Source organism: Vaginisenegalia massiliensis, from assembly GCF_900604935.1.
Lineage (GTDB): Bacteria > Bacillota > Bacilli > Lactobacillales > Aerococcaceae > Vaginisenegalia > Vaginisenegalia massiliensis.
In genome coordinates this window covers 1-18,544 of sequence record NZ_UWPC01000003.1, presented here as the reverse complement: position 1 = coordinate 18,544, position 18,544 = coordinate 1, and the positions used below count along the sequence as shown (strand labels likewise).

General features: G+C 40.3%; 17 protein-coding genes and 1 other annotated feature. Of the genes, 15 read left to right on the top strand and 2 right to left on the bottom strand.

Features of this window, described 5'->3' with window-relative positions; all coding sequences use genetic code 11:
* Positions 1-2 precede the first annotated feature (2 nt).
* From rlmB to rplL, 9 genes are all read left to right on the top strand, one after another.
* Positions 3-836 (top strand): 23S rRNA (guanosine(2251)-2'-O)-methyltransferase RlmB, encoded by an 834-nt coding sequence (rlmB, locus tag EIH20_RS02225; RefSeq protein ID WP_124057737.1) that lies wholly within the window; start codon positions 3-5, stop codon positions 834-836.
* A gap of 489 nt (positions 837-1,325) precedes the next feature.
* On the top strand, positions 1,326-1,925 hold the full coding sequence (locus tag EIH20_RS02220) for a sigma-70 family RNA polymerase sigma factor (RefSeq protein WP_124057736.1): 600 nt from the start codon (positions 1,326-1,328) through the stop codon (positions 1,923-1,925).
* Between the two features lie 78 nt (positions 1,926-2,003).
* Positions 2,004-2,156: a 50S ribosomal protein L33 gene (gene rpmG, locus EIH20_RS02215; protein WP_124057735.1), complete on the top strand. Its 153-nt coding sequence runs from the start codon at positions 2,004-2,006 to the stop codon at positions 2,154-2,156.
* A 15-nt stretch (positions 2,157-2,171) separates the two neighbouring features.
* Complete coding sequence (gene secE, locus EIH20_RS02210; protein WP_124057734.1) at positions 2,172-2,345, top strand: preprotein translocase subunit SecE; 174 nt, start codon at positions 2,172-2,174, stop codon at positions 2,343-2,345.
* Positions 2,346-2,466: 121 nt separating this feature from the next.
* The gene (gene nusG, locus EIH20_RS02205; protein WP_124057733.1) at positions 2,467-3,012 is read left to right on the top strand and encodes a transcription termination/antitermination protein NusG; all 546 of its coding nucleotides are present in this window, start codon (positions 2,467-2,469) and stop codon (positions 3,010-3,012) included.
* A 212-nt stretch (positions 3,013-3,224) separates the two neighbouring features.
* Positions 3,225-3,650 (top strand): 50S ribosomal protein L11, encoded by a 426-nt coding sequence (rplK, locus tag EIH20_RS02200; RefSeq protein ID WP_124057732.1) that lies wholly within the window; start codon positions 3,225-3,227, stop codon positions 3,648-3,650.
* 81 nt (positions 3,651-3,731) lie between these two features.
* Positions 3,732-4,421 carry a 50S ribosomal protein L1 gene (gene rplA / locus EIH20_RS02195; RefSeq protein ID WP_124057731.1) on the top strand — a complete coding sequence of 230 codons (690 nt, stop codon included), beginning with the start codon at positions 3,732-3,734 and terminating at the stop codon, positions 4,419-4,421.
* 39 nt (positions 4,422-4,460) lie between these two features.
* Positions 4,461-4,584: a sequence feature (ribosomal protein L10 leader region), on the top strand.
* A 39-nt stretch (positions 4,585-4,623) separates the two neighbouring features.
* The gene (gene rplJ / locus EIH20_RS02190) at positions 4,624-5,127 is read left to right on the top strand and encodes a 50S ribosomal protein L10 (protein ID WP_124057730.1); all 504 of its coding nucleotides are present in this window, start codon (positions 4,624-4,626) and stop codon (positions 5,125-5,127) included.
* A 48-nt stretch (positions 5,128-5,175) separates the two neighbouring features.
* Entirely contained in the window at positions 5,176-5,544 is a 369-nt protein-coding gene (gene rplL, locus EIH20_RS02185; RefSeq protein WP_124057729.1) for a 50S ribosomal protein L7/L12, read from the top strand.
* A 50-nt stretch (positions 5,545-5,594) separates the two neighbouring features.
* Here the strand turns inward: rplL and EIH20_RS02180 are convergent, their stop codons facing one another.
* A complete protein-coding gene (locus tag EIH20_RS02180) occupies positions 5,595-5,987 on the bottom strand; it encodes a hypothetical protein (protein WP_124057728.1) in 393 nt (130 codons plus the stop codon).
* A 73-nt stretch (positions 5,988-6,060) separates the two neighbouring features.
* Positions 6,061-6,936: a Cof-type HAD-IIB family hydrolase gene (locus EIH20_RS02175; RefSeq protein WP_124057727.1), complete on the bottom strand. Its 876-nt coding sequence runs from the start codon at positions 6,934-6,936 to the stop codon at positions 6,061-6,063.
* Positions 6,937-7,048: 112 nt separating this feature from the next.
* Between EIH20_RS02175 and manA the strand changes: the two genes are divergently transcribed.
* The 6 genes from manA to rpoC all read left to right on the top strand — a co-directional run bounded on the left by manA (position 7,049) and on the right by rpoC (position 18,378).
* Positions 7,049-8,002 (top strand): mannose-6-phosphate isomerase, class I, encoded by a 954-nt coding sequence (gene manA / locus EIH20_RS02170; RefSeq protein WP_124057726.1) that lies wholly within the window; start codon positions 7,049-7,051, stop codon positions 8,000-8,002.
* Between the two features lie 17 nt (positions 8,003-8,019).
* Complete coding sequence (locus tag EIH20_RS02165; protein ID WP_124057725.1) at positions 8,020-8,634, top strand: class I SAM-dependent methyltransferase; 615 nt, start codon at positions 8,020-8,022, stop codon at positions 8,632-8,634.
* A gap of 104 nt (positions 8,635-8,738) precedes the next feature.
* On the top strand, positions 8,739-9,851 hold the full coding sequence (locus EIH20_RS02160) for a carbohydrate kinase (RefSeq protein WP_124057724.1): 1,113 nt from the start codon (positions 8,739-8,741) through the stop codon (positions 9,849-9,851).
* Between the two features lie 3 nt (positions 9,852-9,854).
* Positions 9,855-10,772, top strand: coding sequence for a pseudouridine-5'-phosphate glycosidase (locus EIH20_RS02155; RefSeq protein WP_124057917.1), 918 nt, complete (start codon positions 9,855-9,857; stop codon positions 10,770-10,772).
* Between the two features lie 297 nt (positions 10,773-11,069).
* Positions 11,070-14,690 carry a DNA-directed RNA polymerase subunit beta gene (rpoB, locus tag EIH20_RS02150; protein WP_206424090.1) on the top strand — a complete coding sequence of 1,207 codons (3,621 nt, stop codon included), beginning with the start codon at positions 11,070-11,072 and terminating at the stop codon, positions 14,688-14,690.
* A gap of 61 nt (positions 14,691-14,751) precedes the next feature.
* Positions 14,752-18,378, top strand: a complete 3,627-nt coding sequence (rpoC, locus tag EIH20_RS02145; RefSeq protein WP_124057722.1) for a DNA-directed RNA polymerase subunit beta' — start codon at positions 14,752-14,754, stop codon at positions 18,376-18,378.
* Positions 18,379-18,544 lie beyond the last annotated feature (166 nt).

Here is an 18,544-nt window from a genome sequence, read left to right as displayed (position 1 = left end):
TAATGGTAGAGTATAAAAGAAGACCCAAGCGAACCAAAGCAGAAAATCGGCCTCATCAGCCGGCAAGACCGGAGTCATCTTTAAACGAAGCGACCCAAGAATCAGGGGAAGCAATTTACTTTGGCAAGCACGTGGTCATGGGCTTATTAAAAGAACAACGGCAAGTCAACAAGCTATTTTTGCAAAAAGGTATATCAGGACCCCAAATCAAGACCATTTTGGATTTAGCTAAAGAAGCGAAATGGCTTGTCCAAGAGGTGCCCAAAGCTAAGCTTGATGAATTAACGGATGGCGAAAATCACCAAGGCTTAGTCGTCACTATGCCGGCTTTTGCTTATAGTGAATTGGCTGACTGTTTTGCCTTAGCCAAGACCAAAGAACAAGATCCTTTCTTTTTGGTTTTAGATGGGATTGAAGATCCGCATAATTTAGGTTCCATCTTAAGAACCGCTGATGCAGTTGGTGTTCATGGGGTCATTATCCCTAAACGCCGTTCGGTGTCCTTGACGGGTGTAGTTGCTAAGACATCAGCTGGAGCAATAGAACATGTTCCGGTGGTGCGAGTAACCAATCTAGCTCAAACAATTGAACAGCTTAAGTCAGCGGGTGTTTGGGTTTTTGCTACGGCTATGGAAGGACAAGACATGCGCCAGTGGAACAGTCAAGGACCGATTGCTTTAGTTATTGGCAATGAAGGCCAAGGAGTTAGCCCACTAGTGCAATCCGTGTCAGACGGCACCGTGACAATCCCTATGCAAGGTCACGTTCAAAGCTTAAATGCAAGTGTGGCCGCTAGCGTGCTTATGTATGAAGTCGCTCGAAAACGTATGCTATAAGAATTTATCTTTTGACTTGTTTTATAGTTAGAAAGATAGAATAAAGGCAGAAAGTAAATACAAGAAACTTAGTCTCGTTAAACAACTCATTCGCTTAATGGGGCTAACATACTCAATAAATCTCGTACCGAACTTAGGAACAATATCAAGTTCATGTTATTTTTACCATACGAGGAGAAATGGCAGATACTTATATTGAACGCGAAGGTTTGACTAAGGTAGTTGAATCAAGTGCTTGTTTATAAAAGACTCCAGGAGCAGAATACCAAAGTTAAAATGATTGTTTTTAAGGATGAAAAGGAACTCATTTAGTGAAGGTGTTTCTGTGAGAGGGTTGGACGATAAAATCAACACTTCGCCGTTAATAGTTACGATGAGTATTTAACTCATTTTTTAGCGGATTTAGAACGTTTAAAAGAGTAAGAAATTCTAAGCTAGAATTTCTTTGATTTCAAGATCTCCGTTCTCCAATCTAACTAAGAGGAGAAGATGATTAAAATGGAAGTTGCTCAAACCAACGAAGAAATTGTCGCTCGTTTGCAAGAAGAATTCAATGAAGCTGATTTTTTGCAACTATATAACCGCTTTGTCCCTTTATTTAAACGGGCAGCAGGTATGTATGTAATTTACGGCTATTCAAAAGAAGACTATCTGCAGGAAGGACGTATTGCTTTGTTGGTAGCTCTTGACCATTTTAATCAAGAACGCACTCGATTTTTTGCAAGTTATTTGAAAATGGTCTTTAAAAATCGAATGTTCAATCTCATTCGTCATCAAATAGCGGCCAAGCGAGGGGGCACCCAACAAGACCTTTCCATAGAAAGCATTGTTGAAGACCCTGACTTAGATTATCTGGGTTCATCGAGTTTGTTGATGGATCACTATCTGGCAAATCCTGAAGAAGTTGCTATTGTAAAATCTCAAGAGGAATCCTATTTTAAACACTTATCTGATCTAGAATTAGCCGTCTTTAAGTTATATCTACAAGCGGATGATTTTATGACCATTGCTCAGAAATTGAACCAACCCTACGATCGGGTCTGTAATGCCTATGATCGCTGTCGTCAAAAATTACGCCGCTTGGTTTAATTAGAAAAGCTTGACAATTTGTCCTGTGCTTTATATGATTAAGCGTGACCTAAGGTGACAGAGTGAGGAGGAATTGCCATGGTACAAAGAAAAGCGGCCCTAGCATGTTCTGAGTGTGGCCAACGTAACTACCAGATGACGCCAACTCAAACCGGTCAAACTACCCGTTTAGAAGTAAAGAAATTCTGTAAATATTGTAATAAACATACGTTACATAAAGAAACTAAGTAAGAGGGATGAACGTTTATGAACTACATTAAAGAAGTTGCTCAAGAGATGGGCAAAGTAACTTGGCCAAGTTTTAAAGAAGTGAATAAATATACGTGGACAGTTATCGTATCAGTCATCTTATTTGGTCTATACTTTGGTTTAGTCGATTTTGGTTTTGGTAAACTGATCAATTGGTTAGTTTCGCTCTAAATTAGAGTTAAATCTATTATTTATCTGAGAACGTGCTATAATAAGAGCAGAGAAAAGCCTACGAATGTAGGTTTTTTATTTTGGTGTCGGCTAAGTATTGGTAAGGAAAGGGTTGAAGAAAATGGAAGCAAACAAAGAATGGTATGTATTACACACATATTCTGGTTATGAGAATAAGGTCAAAGAAAATATTGAAATGCGTAAAGAAAGTATGAAAATGCATGATCACATCTTCCGGATTATGGTCCCAGAGGAAGAAGTAATCGAAGTAAAAGATGGCGTGGAAAAGAAAGTTGTTGATAAAACTTTCCCAGGATACGTCTTGGTTGAAATGATTATGTCTGATGAAGCTTGGTTTATTGTGCGAAATACACCAGGCGTAACAGGTTTTGTTGGTTCTCATGGAGCCGGTTCAAAACCATCACCTTTATTAGACGAAGAAATTGCTGCTATTTTAAGTGACGTGCCAGCTAGTCAACCAAAAGTAAAATTAGACGTAACAGTGGGAGATTATGTTGAAATCACAGATGGTGCTTTCTCAGGATTATCTGGACAGATCGAAGAGATTGATGAAGAACATGATAAATTGAAAGTTGTGATTGAAATGTTTGGCCGTGAAACCGTGGCTGAATTAGACACAACTCAAGTCAAAAAAGAAAATCATTAATTAAATGATGAGATTGGTTAAAAATAGCCAGTCTCATTTTTGTTAGATAAAAATGCAGAATGGATTGAATAGAAAAATTTTAATATAGACTTGCTATTTAAAAAGAAACTCGTTATAATATTACGGTGCGCCTAGTATGCGCACATGGGTGGGAGGAAGTAATCTTCCATATACCACATCACGAACAAAAATTTTACAAGGAGGAATGTTTCGTGGCTAAAAAAGTCGTAAAACAAGTTAAATTACAAATCCCTGCCGGAAAAGCTAGCCCAGCTCCACCAGTTGGTCCTGCTTTAGGTCAAGCACAAGTTAATATCATGGGATTCTGTAAAGAGTTCAATGCTCGTACACAAGACCAAGCAGGTCTTATCATCCCAGTTGTAATCTCGGTTTATGAAGATCGTTCGTTTACCTTTATTACTAAAACACCACCAGCTCCAGTGTTATTATTAAAAGCTGCCGGTGTTGCTAAAGGTTCAGGCGTTCCTAACAAAACTAAGGTTGCTACTGTAACTAAAGCTCAAGTTAAAGAAATTGCAGAAACTAAAATGCCAGACTTAAATGCAGCAGATGTAGAAGCTGCAATGCGCATGGTTGAAGGTACTGCTCGCTCTATGGGTATCACAGTCCAAGACTAAGCACAATGTAGCTTCTCGCCCCGTATTCTATCGGGTGTGGGAGGTAGAACCGTTAATACCACAAAATAGGAGGAAAATATAATGGCAAAGAAAAGCAAAAACCTACGTGCAGCACTTGAAAAAGTAGACCGCACTAAAAAATATGATGCTGCTGAAGCAATCGCCTTAGTAAAAGAAATCGATTTTGCTAAATTCGACGCAACAGTTGAAGTATCTTACAACTTAAATATCGACGTTAAAAAAGCTGACCAACAAATCCGTGGCGCAATGGTATTGCCAAACGGAACTGGTAAAACTCAACGCGTAGTGGTAATCGCACGTGGTGAGAAAGCTAAAGAAGCAGAAGCAGCAGGGGCAGACTTTGTTGGTGAAGCAGATTTAATTCAAAAAATTTCTGACGGTTGGTTAGAATTTGATGTGATGGTAGCTACTCCTGACATGATGGGCCAAGTAGGTCGTCTTGGACGGGTTTTAGGTCCTAAAGGTTTAATGCCTAACCCTAAAACAGGTACTGTTACAATGGATGTTACTAAAGCCGTTAATGATATCAAAGCTGGTCAAGTAACTTACCGTGCTGATAAAGCGGGTATTGTGAATGTTCCAATTGGTAAAGTATCATTTGAAGATGCTAAATTAGTTGAAAACTTCAAAGCTTTACACGAACAAATCTTACGTGTAAAACCAGCTACAGCTAAAGGTACTTATATCACAAACTTGTCAATGAGCACAACCTTTGGCCCTGGTGTTAAAATCGATACAGCATCAATCTAATAAAATAAAGCTTGACGAATGTTGACCGGTTGGTTAAACTAGTCATGTTAATAACGACCAAAGACAGTAAGTGGCCTAGGCCTTAATTTCTTACCGAGGGAGTTCCGATCAATTGGAAGCTATCTCTATGTCTAAGGTGACATAGAGATTTTTTATTTATGAATAGAAGATCTCTATAGCAATCTGACGGAGGTGAAAATCAATGGAAAAAGCAATCATTGCTAAGAAACAAGAAGAAGTATCATACGTTGCATCACAACTTAAAGATGCTGCTTCTGTAGTTGTCGTTGACTACTTAGGATTAACAGTTGAACAAGTAACAGACTTGCGTAAACAATTACGTGATAACGGCGTTCAAATGAAAGTTATCAAAAATACGATCTTACGTCGTGCTGTTAAAGAAGCTGAAATCGAAGGCTTAGATGCTACTTTTACTGGACCAACAGCTGTCTTGTACTCACAAGATGAAGTTATTGCACCAGCTAAAGTTGTTTCTGAATTCGCTAAAACTGCTGACAAATTGTCTATCAAAGGCGGTTTGATTGAAGGTAAATATGCTGACGTGGAAGAAATCAATGCCTTGGCTAAATTACCAGACCGCGAAGGTTTACTTTCTATGTTACTTTCTGTATTACAAGCGCCAGTTCGCAACACTGCTTTAGCAGTCAAAGCTGTGGCAGAAGCCAAAGAACAAGGTGCCGCTTAATTTATTATTACCAAACTAAACTAAAAAACAAAACGGAGGAATAACATCATGGCATTAAACATTGAAAATATTATTGCTGAAATTAAAGAAGCAACAATTATCGAATTAAATGACTTAGTAAAAGCAATCGAAGAAGAATTTGGCGTAACAGCAGCAGCTCCTGTAGCAGTAGCAGCAGCAGGTGGCGCAGCAGCTGAAGAAGAAAAATCAGACTTCGATGTAGAATTAACTTCTGCTGGCGCAAGCAAGATCAAAGTTATCAAAGTTGTTCGTGAAGCAACTGGCTTAGGTCTTAAAGAAGCTAAAGAATTAGTAGATGGCGCTCCTAAAGTTATCAAAGAAGGCGCTGCTAAAGAAGAAGCTGAAGAATTAAAAGCTAAACTTGAAGAAGTTGGCGCAAGCGTAACATTAAAATAATTTGTTGTATTAAAAAGGCCGGTTCCATTTGGAATCGGCCTTTTTTGATGTTATTTTTTCTTTTTCTTCTTCTTTTTCGTCGTTTCCGTTAAATTTTCCGTCAGCTCTACTTCAGTAGTTTGGTTGACCACTGATTGTTTGGCTAGAAGTTGGCTAGCGTAATTCAATACATCCGCTTGTTGGTCAGAGTTAAGGGTTTCAAAAATACGACTTAAATTAAGGTTTAATTCTCTCGTTTCAGTCCTAAAAGCAGGGTTCAGATGACTAATCGAAAAGTCTAGGCCATCACAAATTTTAAAGATATTGTCCAAACGGGCGTTACCGACACCGCGTTCTAAAATAGTGCGAACGGTGGTATAAGGCACCTTAATATTATCGGAAAAGGCTTTAACATTACCAAACTTTGTTTCAATCTCTGTTTTTAATGTTTGTTCTCTATCCATAGAAGTCACCCCTTTATCTTTATCTTATCACAAGCAAAAAGAAAAGGGCATTAATGTGACTTTGTTAATAGATTTATGGAAGTTGGTTTGACAGAACTCGGTTAATAATTGTGGCTACGCCATCCTCATTATGATGGGGCGCTTGGTATTTAGCTAATTGTTTGACAGCATCGGGCGCATTTTCCATTGCATAACTATATCCAGCCATGGATAACATGGAACGATCATTAAGCGAATCCCCTATAGTTAAAACTTGGATCATATCAAAGCCAACTTGCGTGACATAGTCTTGAATAGCGATTCCCTTTTGCGCAAACTTGCTTGTAACTTCCAAGTTGTCGTGATTGGACGAGGTGATATCTAACAGTGGATGATCGACAAAGGATTGGTGAAATGCCTCTAATGCTTGGGGTTGGTCGGACATGACCATAAATTTAAGGGCTAAGGTATTTTCATCTAGTTTTAAGTCAGCTAATGGCTTGACTTGTTCCAGATGCATCATGAGTTGGGCATCGGTCACATCACTTTCAGACTGTAATTCCGGGTGGCTAGCCTGTTGGGTAATATTTATAAAGAAGGCGCGCATTCTTTCCTTGAAACGTTGGCAATCAGGGACAAATAACCCCTGATCGGTAATTAATGTATGGTCGATTTGATGTAGTTGGAGGTAATGAAGAATATCTTGCGTCACCTTAGCATCTAGCGGGTGAGGGACACTAATTTGGCCTTTTTCATCCACAAATCCAGCGCCGTTCAATATTATCATTTTACAAGTTAAACCATGGGCGGCTAATAACTTGTGAGCGGAATAGTAGTCGCGGCCAGTGGCAATCATAAATTCAATTCCAGCAGCTTGAAGTTGTCGAATGGCTTGTGCATTGGTTGGTGAAATAACATGGTCGGCATTGAGTAAAGTGCCATCCATATCGGAAACGAATAATTTTATCATGTGAATTTGCCCCACTTTCTATAAGAATAGTTTAACACGAATATCATAAAAAATGGTATGATAGGATTGATTAACTTCCTTGTTTATAAGGGGAAAAGAAAGGTGTATAAAGATGAAAGAACCTATTTTTCTAGCGACGGTCCTCCAAGAAAAAATTTGGGGTGGAAATCGATTGGCTAGTCAATTTAAGATGGATTTACCGAGTGATAAGGTGGGAGAAGCGTGGGTTATTAGTGCTCATCCTAATGGAATCAGCCGTGTCATCAGCCCGAAATCAATTGCCGGCTTAGGATTGGATCAACTTTACACAGAGCATGCTGAATTATTCGGAAATCCGTCACAAGGTCCATTTCCATTGTTAGTTAAAATTTTGGATGCAGCCGAGGATTTGTCAGTTCAAGTTCACCCAGATGATCAGTATGGACTTGAACGTGAAGGCGAGTTGGGTAAAACGGAGTGTTGGTATGTAATTGCTGCTGATCCGGGTGCTAAGATTGTCTATGGTCACAAGGCTCAGAATAAACAAGAGTTCTTGGAAATGATTGAAGCTGAGAGATGGTCTGATCTTCTTACCCAGGTGCCGGTCAAAGCTGGCGACTTCTTCTATGTCCCTCACGGAACGATACATGCCATTGGTGGAGGGATTATGATTCTGGAAACTCAGCAGAATTCAGATACAACCTATCGTGTTTATGACTATGATCGAATAGATAAGAGTGGTCAATTACGGCCTTTGCATATTGAAGATTCAGCAGCGGTGACTCGATTCCCACATACTGATCCAAGCTCAATGACTAAGTCTTACCCACAAGCCGAGGGTCAGGTTATCCATTATTTAACGAATGACTTATTTAGTGTCTATCAATGGCAAGTTCAAGGTTCTTTACTTGTCGACTTACCTAAAGCCTATTATTTAGCCACGGTCATTGAAGGACAAGGCTGGTTAGAAATTGAGGGTCAACGTTATTCATTAGACTTAGCCGACTCATTTATCCTACCGCATGAGGTTGATCAAATAAGAATTGAGGGTAATTTACGCTTAATTGCCTCAAATCCAGAAAATTAAGTTAGGGGAGACACACCATGACTGATCATTACTATAGTCACCAGCCAGAAAGCGACCATCAAGAACGAACCATTCAATTTAGTATTCAAGATCAAAGTTTGCAATTTGTGACCGATCGAGGTGTTTTTTCCAAAGACCGTGTAGACTATGGGTCTAATGTTTTGCTAAAAGCCTTTCTAGACCACGAAAACACACAAGTGGGTCAATCATTGCTTGAATTAGGTAGTGGCTATGGGCCCATTCTAATTAGTTTGGCAAAGCTAGCTCCTCAACTTCACTATGTGGGTGTAGAAGTTAACCAAAGGAGCTTAGATTTAGCAATACGAAACCAAGCTCTAAATAAAGTATCGAATATAGATTGGCACTTAGCTGACGCTACCCAAATAGATTTGAATCAATTTTTTGATTATGCCATAACAAATCCGCCTATTCGCGCGGGTAAGAAGACCATCCAGGCTTTTGTGAATCAAGCCTATCGTCACATAAAAGTAGGTGGGCGTCTCTTTGTGGTCATTCAGAAGAAACAAGGCGCAGAATCAATGAAAAAATATATGGACCAAGTGTTTGGCCAGGCTGAACGCATCAGCTTGGATAAAGGTTATTGGGTCTTGATGAGCCAAAAAGAAGACTGATTTTAATGTAAAAAACATCTTGTCTTTCTACTTAAAAATGGTATACTGTCTTAGACAATTATCCTAAAAAAAACATTTGTCTAAGAAAGAAAGGAGGCAAAGCTATGTTAAACTTTAATGAGCGTCGTGTACTTAAGTTAATTGAAGAAGATCCCTTCTTATCACAGCAAAGTATTGCTGATCAACTTGATGTGCCACGTTCAACAGTAGCTACGATTATTTCGAATTTAACGACAAAAAAACAACTGTTAGGCCGCGCCTATATTGTTAACAAGCAACCGGAAGTATTTTGTATCGGTGCAATGAATGTCGACCGTAAATTTGTGCTTAACCAAGCCCTCATTCGCGGTACCAGTAATCCGGTGTCATCTAGCGTTAGCATCGGCGGCGTAGCACGGAATGTGGCCGAAAACCTTGGCCGTTTAGATGTCAAAGTTAGCTTAATTTCTTTAGCAGGCCAGGATAAAGACTATGAATTGATTAAGCAAAATACGCAAGGTTTTGTTAATTTGCAACATGTTCAACAATTACCGGAGGCCTCAACCAGTAACTATACGGCTGTATTAGAACAAAGTGGAGAACTTGATTTTGCCTTTGCTGATATGGATATTTGCCAATTGATGACGGCAGAATGGATTGAATCATACCAGTTGGTTCTTTCGCAAGCCCGTATGATTGTTGCGGACTTGAATGTTTCGCAAGACGCTGTAGCTAAAATTATCGAAATTGCTAACAAAGAAGCTATCGACTTAATGCTAGTCAGTGTATCGACACCAAAGATGTCTCATTTGCCTAAAAATTTAAATGGGGTAACTTGGTTAATCATCAATGAGGAAGAAAGTCGGGCTTACTTCGAGGCTCATCAGTTAGCACAACCAAGCGAAGAAGACTTACTAAAAACCTGGTTAGATCTAGGAGTGGAAAATATCGTCATCACTCATGGAGCTCAGCCAACGCGTTATGCTAATCGTCAAGGAGACATGGGTCACATCCAACCACCGATGGTGGATCATGTAGAAGATGTAACTGGAGCAGGGGATGCCTTTTCTGCAGGCGTTGTTTGCGGATACTTAGATGCTTATTCATTGCACGAAGCAATTGAATTTGGCTTGACGAATTCATATTACACCATTCAGTCAGAGCAAACGGTACGTAAGGACTTGACCAAAGAAATATTGCGTAAACAGCACAAAGCCTTGAAAGGAAGTTTTAAATAAATGATGAATAACTTATTAGCGATTAGTCCAGAAGTTCAGGCAGCTTTTGATCAAAATTTACCCGTTGTTGCCTTAGAGTCAACTATTATCTCTCACGGGATGCCTTATCCACAAAATGTACAAATGGCTAAAACGGTTGAACAAATTATTCGTGATAATGGAGCTGTCCCAGCGACTATTGCGATTATGGATGGCCAGTTCAAAATTGGTCTAGATGACCAAGATCTTGAGCGTTTGGCCTCTGAAAAAGATGTGGTTAAAGTTAGCCGCCGAGATTTGGCAGAAGTTTTTGCTAAAGGGAAAACAGGCGCTACTACCGTTGCAACGACCATGATCGGTGCACATTTAGCAGGTATTAAAGTCTTTGTTACAGGTGGAATTGGTGGGGTTCACCGGGGAGTAGAAGATAGCATGGATATCTCTGCTGACCTAGATGAATTAGGGCAAACCCCAGTCACTGTCGTTTGTGCAGGTGCTAAAGCCATCCTTGATTTACCTCGGACCTTGGAATATCTTGAAACAAAAGGTGTTCCAGTTGTGGGCTACCAAACAGATTATTTACCAGCCTTTTATACAGGAACATCAGAATATAAATTGAATACCCGTTGCGATTCGCCTACGGAAATTTCGCGGATGATGATGTATGCAGAAGCCTTAGGTCTTAAAGCTGGCTTATTGGTAACTAATCCTGTTCCAAGTGAATATGAAATTCCGCACGAAAAGATTGATGCGATTATTAATCAAGCTGTTGAAGAAGCCAACAAACAAGGCATTAAAGGTAAAGACACCACACCATTCCTACTAGCAAAAATTGTCGAATTAACAGATGGAGCTAGTTTGGATACAAATATTCAATTAGTTTATAATAATGCTAAAGTAGGTGCTCAAATCGCAGTAGCCTATCAAGCAGAAATTAAATAATATTCTAAAAACTTACCGCAAGGTAAGTTTTTTCTTTGAGCTAGCCTTGACAAGGTGATGAAAATATAATAATATTTCTAGATGCAAAGAGTTGACTAAGATAAAGAAAAACCCGTTTGAAATCTTGTCCAAATCGGGATTTTCGCCAGAATAAAACAAAAGATTGACGATTTTTCGTAAAAAGAATCAATCCTTTGTCTTTTTTTTGCCTATTTTTTGGGACAAAAGTCATTTGTTATCTATTCTTAACAATTGTCATTATTCTGTCATCTTAGCGGGTCTTAATTTTTATAAGGGGTGAAGAGCTTGAGTCAACATATCGTCAAATACGGTAAAAAAGCAGAGCGTCGTAGCTATGCGCGTATCGATGAAATCTTGGAATTACCAAACTTAATCGAGATTCAAACGGATTCTTATCAATGGTTCTTAGATGAAGGACTTAAAGTGATGTTTGAAGATATTTCTCCAATTGTCGACCATACTGAAAATCTTGAATTGCACTTCATCGATTATGACTTCCGGGATGCTAAATATAGTGTTCAAGAAGCGCGTGATCGGGATGCGAACTACTCAAAACAAATCTATGTGACCTTACGTCTAATCAATAAGGAAACAGGTGAAGTGAAGGAACAAGAGGTCTTCTTTGGAGATTTCCCAATCATGACAGAAATGGGAACCTTTATTATCAATGGAGCAGAACGGGTCATCGTTTCACAATTAGTGCGGTCACCAGGTGTTTATTTCCATGATAAAGTTGACAAAAAAGCCCGTCATTCTTATACCTCAACTGTGATTCCTAACCGCGGAGCTTGGTTAGAATTTGAAACCGATGCTAAAGGCATTGCTTATGTACGGATTGACCGGACACGTAAAATTCCATTAACCGTTTTAATTCGTGCTTTAGGATTTGGTTCAGATGAAGAAATTTTTGATATCTTTACCAATTCCGATTTATTGGAATTGACAGCTGAAAAAGATGTTCACAAAAATGTGGCTGATTCACGGACAGAAGAAGCTTTGAAAGATATTTATGAACGACTCCGTCCTGGCGAACCTAAGACAGCTGATTCATCGCGTAACTTATTGAATGCACGTTTCTTTGATCCACGTCGTTATGACTTAGCTCCTGTTGGTCGCTATAAGATTAATAAGAAACTTCATCTTAAAAATCGTTTGGCTGGCTTAACGCTAGCAGAAACCTTAGCTGATCCGGAAACGGGAGAAGTGATTTTAAGCGAAGGTACCTTATTAGATGAAGCAAATATGGCTATTCTCTTACCATATTTAGACCAAAATATTAATACAGTGACCCTGTATCCTTCTCCAGAAGGTGTGGTGCCAGATCCAATCGATTTACAAATCATTAAAGTCTATGCACCAAGTGATCCAGATCGCGTGATCAATATTATCGGTAATGCTAATCTTCAAGGGGTTAAGAGCTTAACACCGGCTGATATTTTAGCTTCAATTAACTATTATTTATTCCTTTCAGAAGGCATTGGTACGACAGACGATATCGACCACTTAGGTAACCGTCGTATTCGTTCAGTAGGTGAATTATTACAAAATCAATTCCGGATTGGGTTATCACGGATGGAACGTGTGGTTCGCGAACGGATGTCATTGCAAGATGTATCTACGATCACACCCCAACAATTGATTAATATTCGTCCAGTAGTAGCAGCCATCAAAGAATTCTTTGGTTCCTCCCAATTATCTCAATTTATGGATCAAACGAACCCATTAGGGGAATTAACCCATAAACGTCGTCTTTCAGCCTTAGGACCTGGTGGTTTGACTCGGGACCGTGCGGGTTATGAAGTTCGGGACGTTCACTATTCTCACTATGGGCGTATGTGTCCAATTGAAACACCTGAAGGACCAAACATTGGTTTGATTAACAGCTTATCTTCTTATGCGAAAATTAATCAATATGGCTTTATCGAAACCCCCTATCGTAAGGTAGATAAGGCTAACAAACGGGTAACCGATGAAATTCATTATCTAGCAGCGGATGAAGAAGACTTGTATGTTGTAGCACAAGCCAATTCACCATTGAACGAAGATGGTACCTTTACCAATGACGTGGTTATGGCCCGTTACATTTCTGAAAACTTAGAAGTGAAGACTAGCCAAGTAGACTATATGGACGTGTCGCCAAAACAAGTAGTAGCTGTCGCAACCGCTTCGATTCCGTTCTTAGAAAACGATGACTCTAACCGGGCCTTGATGGGTGCTAACATGCAACGTCAAGCTGTTCCGCTAATCAATCCAAAATCACCTTTAATCGGAACCGGTATGGAATACAAAGCCGCTCACGACTCAGGGGCAGCCCTAATTTGTAAGCGTGCAGGTGAAGTCATCTATGTGGATGCAAATCGTGTCCGCGTGAAGACAGAAGATGGCTCAGTTGATGAATACCGCTTAACTAAGTTTGCACGTTCTAACTCAGGAACTTGCTACAATCAACGTCCAATCGTCCGTTTAGGCGAGCATGTTGATGCTCAAGATATCTTAGCGGATGGTCCATCAATGGAAAATGGAGAAATGGCTCTTGGTCAAAACCCATTAGTTGCCTTCATGACTTGGAACGGATATAACTATGAAGATGCGGTTATCATGTCTGAACGTTTAGTTAAAGATGACGTGTATACCTCTATTCATATTGAAGAATATGAATCTGAGTCACGTGATACTAAGTTAGGACCTGAAGAAATTACCCGTGAAATTCCAAACGTATCTGAAGAAGCCTTAAAATATTTAGACCGTGATGGCATTATTTCCATCGGGGCTGAAGTTAAAGATAATGACATCTTAGTTGGTAAAGTAACACCAAAAGGAGTTACTGAATTATCAGCTGAAGAACGCTTATTACATGCTATCTTTGGTGAAAAAGCGCGTGAAGTTCGCGATACCTCTTTACGGGTTCCTCACGGCGGTGGTGGGATTGTTCATGATGTGAAAATCTTTACTCGCGAAGCCGGCGATGAATTACCACCAGGTGTTAATAAATTAGTTCGCGTCTATATCGTTCAAAAACGTAAAATCAACGAAGGGGATAAAATGGCCGGACGGCATGGTAATAAAGGGGTTGTCTCTTTAATTATGCCAGAAGAAGATATGCCATTCTTACCAGATGGAACGCCAGTAGATATCATGTTGAACCCATTAGGGGTACCATCACGGATGAATATCGGACAAGTTCTTGAACTTCACTTAGGGATGGCTGCTCGTCAGCTAGGTATCCATATTGCCACTCCTGTTTTTGATGGGGCAAGTGAAGAAGATGTTTGGGAAACGGTTCGTGAAGCCGGTATGGAAGCTGACGCTAAAACTATCCTATATGATGGCCGTACAGGTGAACCATTTGACCGTAAAGTTTCAGTTGGGGTTATGTACATGATTAAGTTAGCCCACATGGTTGACGACAAATTGCATGCGCGTTCGACTGGACCTTACTCATTAGTTACTCAACAGCCATTGGGAGGTAAAGCTCAATTTGGTGGACAACGGTTTGGGGAAATGGAAGTTTGGGCTCTTGAAGCGTATGGAGCCGCTTATACCTTGCAAGAAATCCTAACCTATAAATCCGATGACGTTGTGGGACGGGTAAAAACTTACGAAGCAATTGTTAAAGGCCAACCAATTCCACGCCCAGGTGTACCAGAGTCCTTCCGCGTGTTGGTGAAAGAATTACAAGCCTTGGGATTAGACCTTAAAGTCCTCGATGAAGATGATCAAGAAATTGAGTTGCGTGATGATGACGATGATGATGATGTAGTTAACTTCAATGCCTTAGATAAATTCCGTGAGGATCAAAAGGCAGCCGAACGTCAACATTATAACGAAGTTCCTCTTTCCGAAGACGAGGATCAAGACGCAGAGGAATCTAACAACGAACCTGAAGTAGAAGCGTAAGCAATTGCCTGGAGCCAATTGGAGATAGGCACTCCAAAAATAGAAAGAGGAGGTCGGCCCCTTGATAGATGTGAATAATTTTGAAGCCATGCAAATTGGCTTAGCATCCTCCGAGAAAATTCGTTCTTGGTCTTACGGAGAAGTTAAGAAACCAGAAACTATTAACTATCGAACATTAAAACCTGAAAAAGATGGACTATTCTGTGAGAGAATTTTTGGTCCTACTAAAGATTGGGAATGTTCATGTGGAAAATTAAAACGTGTTCGCTATAAAGGACGCGTTTGTGATCGCTGTGGTGTTGAAGTAACCCGAGCTAAAGTACGTCGTGAACGTATGGGGCACATTGAACTCGCAGCCCCTGTTACTCACGTTTGGTATTTTAAAGGTATTCCAAGCCGGATGGGCTTAGTCTTAGACTTAAGCCCCCGCTTGTTAGAGGAAGTTATTTATTTTGCTTCATATATTGTGATTGATGCGGGTGATACTCCGCTTGAACCAAAATCACTTTTAACCGAAGCAGAATATCGTGAGAAAAAACGTGAATACGGCGATCGTTTCTATGCCAAAATGGGAGCGGAAGCGATTAAAGAATTATTAGAAGCCGTGGATTTAGATAAAGAATGTGAAGAACTTAAAGAAACCTTAAAAACAGCGACTGGCCAAAAACGGACGCGTGCTATTCGTCGTTTAGATATCTTAGAGGCCTTCAGAACGTCAGGTAACCAACCTTCATGGATGGTTATGGATGCTCTACCAGTCATTCCACCTGATTTACGTCCGATGGTTCAATTAGAAGGTGGCCGCTTTGCCACTTCTGACTTGAATGATTTATATCGTCGGGTCATTAACCGTAATAACCGTTTGAAACGATTATTAGATTTGGGTGCACCAAATATTATCGTTCAAAATGAAAAACGGATGTTACAAGAGGCTGTCGATGCTTTGATTGATAATGGTCGCCGCGGACGCGCTGTTACTGGACCAGGTAATCGTCCATTGAAATCACTATCTCATATGTTGAAAGGGAAACAAGGTCGTTTCCGTCAAAACTTACTTGGTAAACGGGTTGACTATTCAGGACGTTCCGTTATTGTCGTTGGACCAAACTTGAAGATGTATCAATGTGGTTTACCAAAAGAAATGGCCATTGAATTATTCAAGCCATTTGTCATGAAAGAATTGGTTGAACGCGAAATCGCTTCAAATATCAAGAATGCTAAGCGCATGATTGAAACACAAGACAATGCGATTTGGCCTGTTATTGAAGAAGTTATTCGTGAACACCCTGTTTTACTTAACCGGGCACCGACGCTTCACCGTTTAGGTATTCAAGCGTTTGAGCCAACCCTAGTAGAAGGTCGTGCTATCCGTCTTCACCCATTAGTCTGTGAAGCTTATAATGCTGACTTCGATGGTGACCAAATGGCCGTCCATGTACCTTTATCAGAAGAAGCCCAAGCCGAAGCGCGTCTCTTGATGTTAGCGGCCCAAAATATCTTGAACCCGAAAGATGGTAAACCCGTTGTAACACCATCGCAAGACATGGTTTTAGGTAACTACTATTTGACCTTAGAAGAACCAGGTCGGGTAGGTGAAGGTCTCATCGTATCAAGTGTTGCTGAAGCAGAGATTGCTTATCAAAATGGTTATGTTCATTTACATACCCGGATTGCTATTCCGGCAAGCGCCTTAGCTGGTAAACCTTTCACTGAATGGCAAAAGAATCGTTTAATGATCACCACGGTTGGTAAATTATTATTCAACGAAATTATGCCAATCGAATTCCCTTACTTGAATGAACCATCTTCTGAGAATTTAACGGTACAAACACCAGATAAATACTTCTTAGAACCTGGTGAAAATGTGGTTGAAAAGATCCAATCAATGGATATTGTGCCACCGTTCAAGAAGAAAGACCTGGGTAAAATTATTGCACAAGTCTTTAAACGATTCCACATTACAGAAACGTCTGTCATGTTAGATAAGATGAAGAATTTAGGGTATAAGTATTCAACACGAGCAGGAATTACCGTTGGGGTAGCCGATGTTTTACGTTTGGATACTAAACCAGCTATCTTAGAAAAAGCCCACGCCCAAGTCGATAACATTGCTAAACAATATCGTCGTGGATTAATTACTGAAGATGAACGTTATGAAAATGTTATCCGTACATGGGAACAAGCCAAGGATCAAATCCAATCTGACTTAAGTAAATCCTTACCACGTCTAAATCCAATTGCGATGATGTCAGATTCAGGAGCCCGGGGTAACATTTCCAACTTTACCCAGTTAGCCGGTATGCGGGGTAACATGGCTGCTCCAAGTGGACGGATCATCGAGTTACCAATCACATCAAACTTCCGTGAAGGCTTAACCGTCTTAGAAATGTTTATCTCGACTCACGGTGCCCGTAAAGGGATGACCGATACAGCCTTGAAGACGGCTGACTCTGGTTACTTAACCCGTCGTTTGGTTGACGTTGCTCAAGATGTTATTATTCGTGAGGACGATTGTGGAACAGATAAAGGGGTTACTGTTCGCGCGATCAATGATGGTAATAGTGTCATTGAATCATTAGAAGAACGTCTAATCGGACGTTATACGCAAAAAACAGTGAAACATCCAGAAACAGGTCAAGTCATTATTGGAGCGAACGAAATTATTACTGAAGATATCGCTAACGAGATTGTTAATGCGGGTATTGAAGAAGTAACCATTCGTTCCGTCTTTACCTGTGACACCAACCACGGTGTCTGCAAACACTGTTATGGTCGTAACTTAGCGACAGGTCTTGAAGTTGAAGTCGGTGAAGCGGTCGGTACCATCGCGGCTCAATCAATCGGTGAACCGGGTACACAATTAACCATGCGTACCTTCCATACCGGTGGGGTTGCCGGCGGTGGCGATATTACTCAAGGTTTACCGCGTATTCAGGAAATCTTCGAAGCTCGTCATCCAAAAGGTCAAGCAACTATTACCGAAGTCGCTGGTGAAATTGAATCCATTGAAGAAAAAGCATCAGATCGTTCAAAAGACATTACGGTTAAAGGGGTTACCGATACTCGTACTTACAATGTTCCTTATACCTCACGCTTGAAAGTTGTTGAAGGTGATTATGTTGAACGGGGTCAAGCTTTAACTGAAGGGTCGATTGATCCAAAAGAACTTCTTCAAGTGACGGATGTTATTACCGTTGAAAACTACTTATTACGTGAAGTACAGGCTGTTTACCGCAGTCAAGGGGTAGAAATCGGTGATAAACACGTTGAGGTTATGGTTCGTCAAATGTTGCGTAAAGTTAGGGTCATGGATCCAGCTTCAACCAACATCTTACCAGGTGCTTTACTTGATATTGCTGACTTTACAGAAGCCAATACGGCAGCGATTAAAGCGGGTGAAACGCCAGCAACGGCTCGTCCGGTCTTGTTAGGAATCACAAAAGCTGCTCTAGAAACCAAGTCCTTTATTTCAGCTGCTTCTTTCCAAGAAACCACACGTGTCTTAACTGATGCTGCTATTCGTGGTAAGAAAGATGTTCTCTTGGGCTTGAAAGAAAATGTTACAATTGGTAAGTTAATTCCAGCCGGTACAGGTATGACTCGTTATCGTAAATTAGAACCAGAAATGGCAATTAAGGAAGAAAAAGTTACCGAAGTAGCAAACGAAGAAGCTAATCCATTCTTATAATGGTAAATAAAAAGCACGCCATAGGGCGTGCTTTTTTTATTACAACGTAATAAAACCACCCGTTTTACGGGTGAGCTGCCAAGAGCTTTAGCGTTAAAAACTCCTTTCGATTATACTTAAATGTGGCTACCAACCGCATTAAGATCGAAAGGAGTTTTTCTATGTC

What these genes read in the sequence shown, in the direction of transcription:
- EIH20_RS02220 (WP_124057736.1), top strand. Translation starts at nt 1,326, where the DNA reads ATGATTAAAATGGAAGTTGCTCAAACCAACGAAGAAATTGTCGCTCGT.
- nusG (WP_124057733.1), top strand. Translation starts at nt 2,467, where the DNA reads ATGGAAGCAAACAAAGAATGGTATGTATTACACACATATTCTGGTTAT.
- rpmG (WP_124057735.1), top strand. Translation starts at nt 2,004, where the DNA reads ATGGTACAAAGAAAAGCGGCCCTAGCATGTTCTGAGTGTGGCCAACGT.
- manA (WP_124057726.1), top strand. Translation starts at nt 7,049, where the DNA reads ATGAAAGAACCTATTTTTCTAGCGACGGTCCTCCAAGAAAAAATTTGG.
- EIH20_RS02165 (WP_124057725.1), top strand. Translation starts at nt 8,020, where the DNA reads ATGACTGATCATTACTATAGTCACCAGCCAGAAAGCGACCATCAAGAA.
- EIH20_RS02180 (WP_124057728.1), bottom strand. Translation starts at nt 5,987, where the DNA reads ATGGATAGAGAACAAACATTAAAAACAGAGATTGAAACAAAGTTTGGT.
- secE (WP_124057734.1), top strand. Translation starts at nt 2,172, where the DNA reads ATGAACTACATTAAAGAAGTTGCTCAAGAGATGGGCAAAGTAACTTGG.
- rplA (WP_124057731.1), top strand. Translation starts at nt 3,732, where the DNA reads ATGGCAAAGAAAAGCAAAAACCTACGTGCAGCACTTGAAAAAGTAGAC.
- rplL (WP_124057729.1), top strand. Translation starts at nt 5,176, where the DNA reads ATGGCATTAAACATTGAAAATATTATTGCTGAAATTAAAGAAGCAACA.
- rplJ (WP_124057730.1), top strand. Translation starts at nt 4,624, where the DNA reads ATGGAAAAAGCAATCATTGCTAAGAAACAAGAAGAAGTATCATACGTT.
- EIH20_RS02160 (WP_124057724.1), top strand. Translation starts at nt 8,739, where the DNA reads ATGTTAAACTTTAATGAGCGTCGTGTACTTAAGTTAATTGAAGAAGAT.
- EIH20_RS02155 (WP_124057917.1), top strand. Translation starts at nt 9,855, where the DNA reads ATGAATAACTTATTAGCGATTAGTCCAGAAGTTCAGGCAGCTTTTGAT.
- EIH20_RS02175 (WP_124057727.1), bottom strand. Translation starts at nt 6,936, where the DNA reads ATGATAAAATTATTCGTTTCCGATATGGATGGCACTTTACTCAATGCC.
- rlmB (WP_124057737.1), top strand. Translation starts at nt 3, where the DNA reads ATGGTAGAGTATAAAAGAAGACCCAAGCGAACCAAAGCAGAAAATCGG.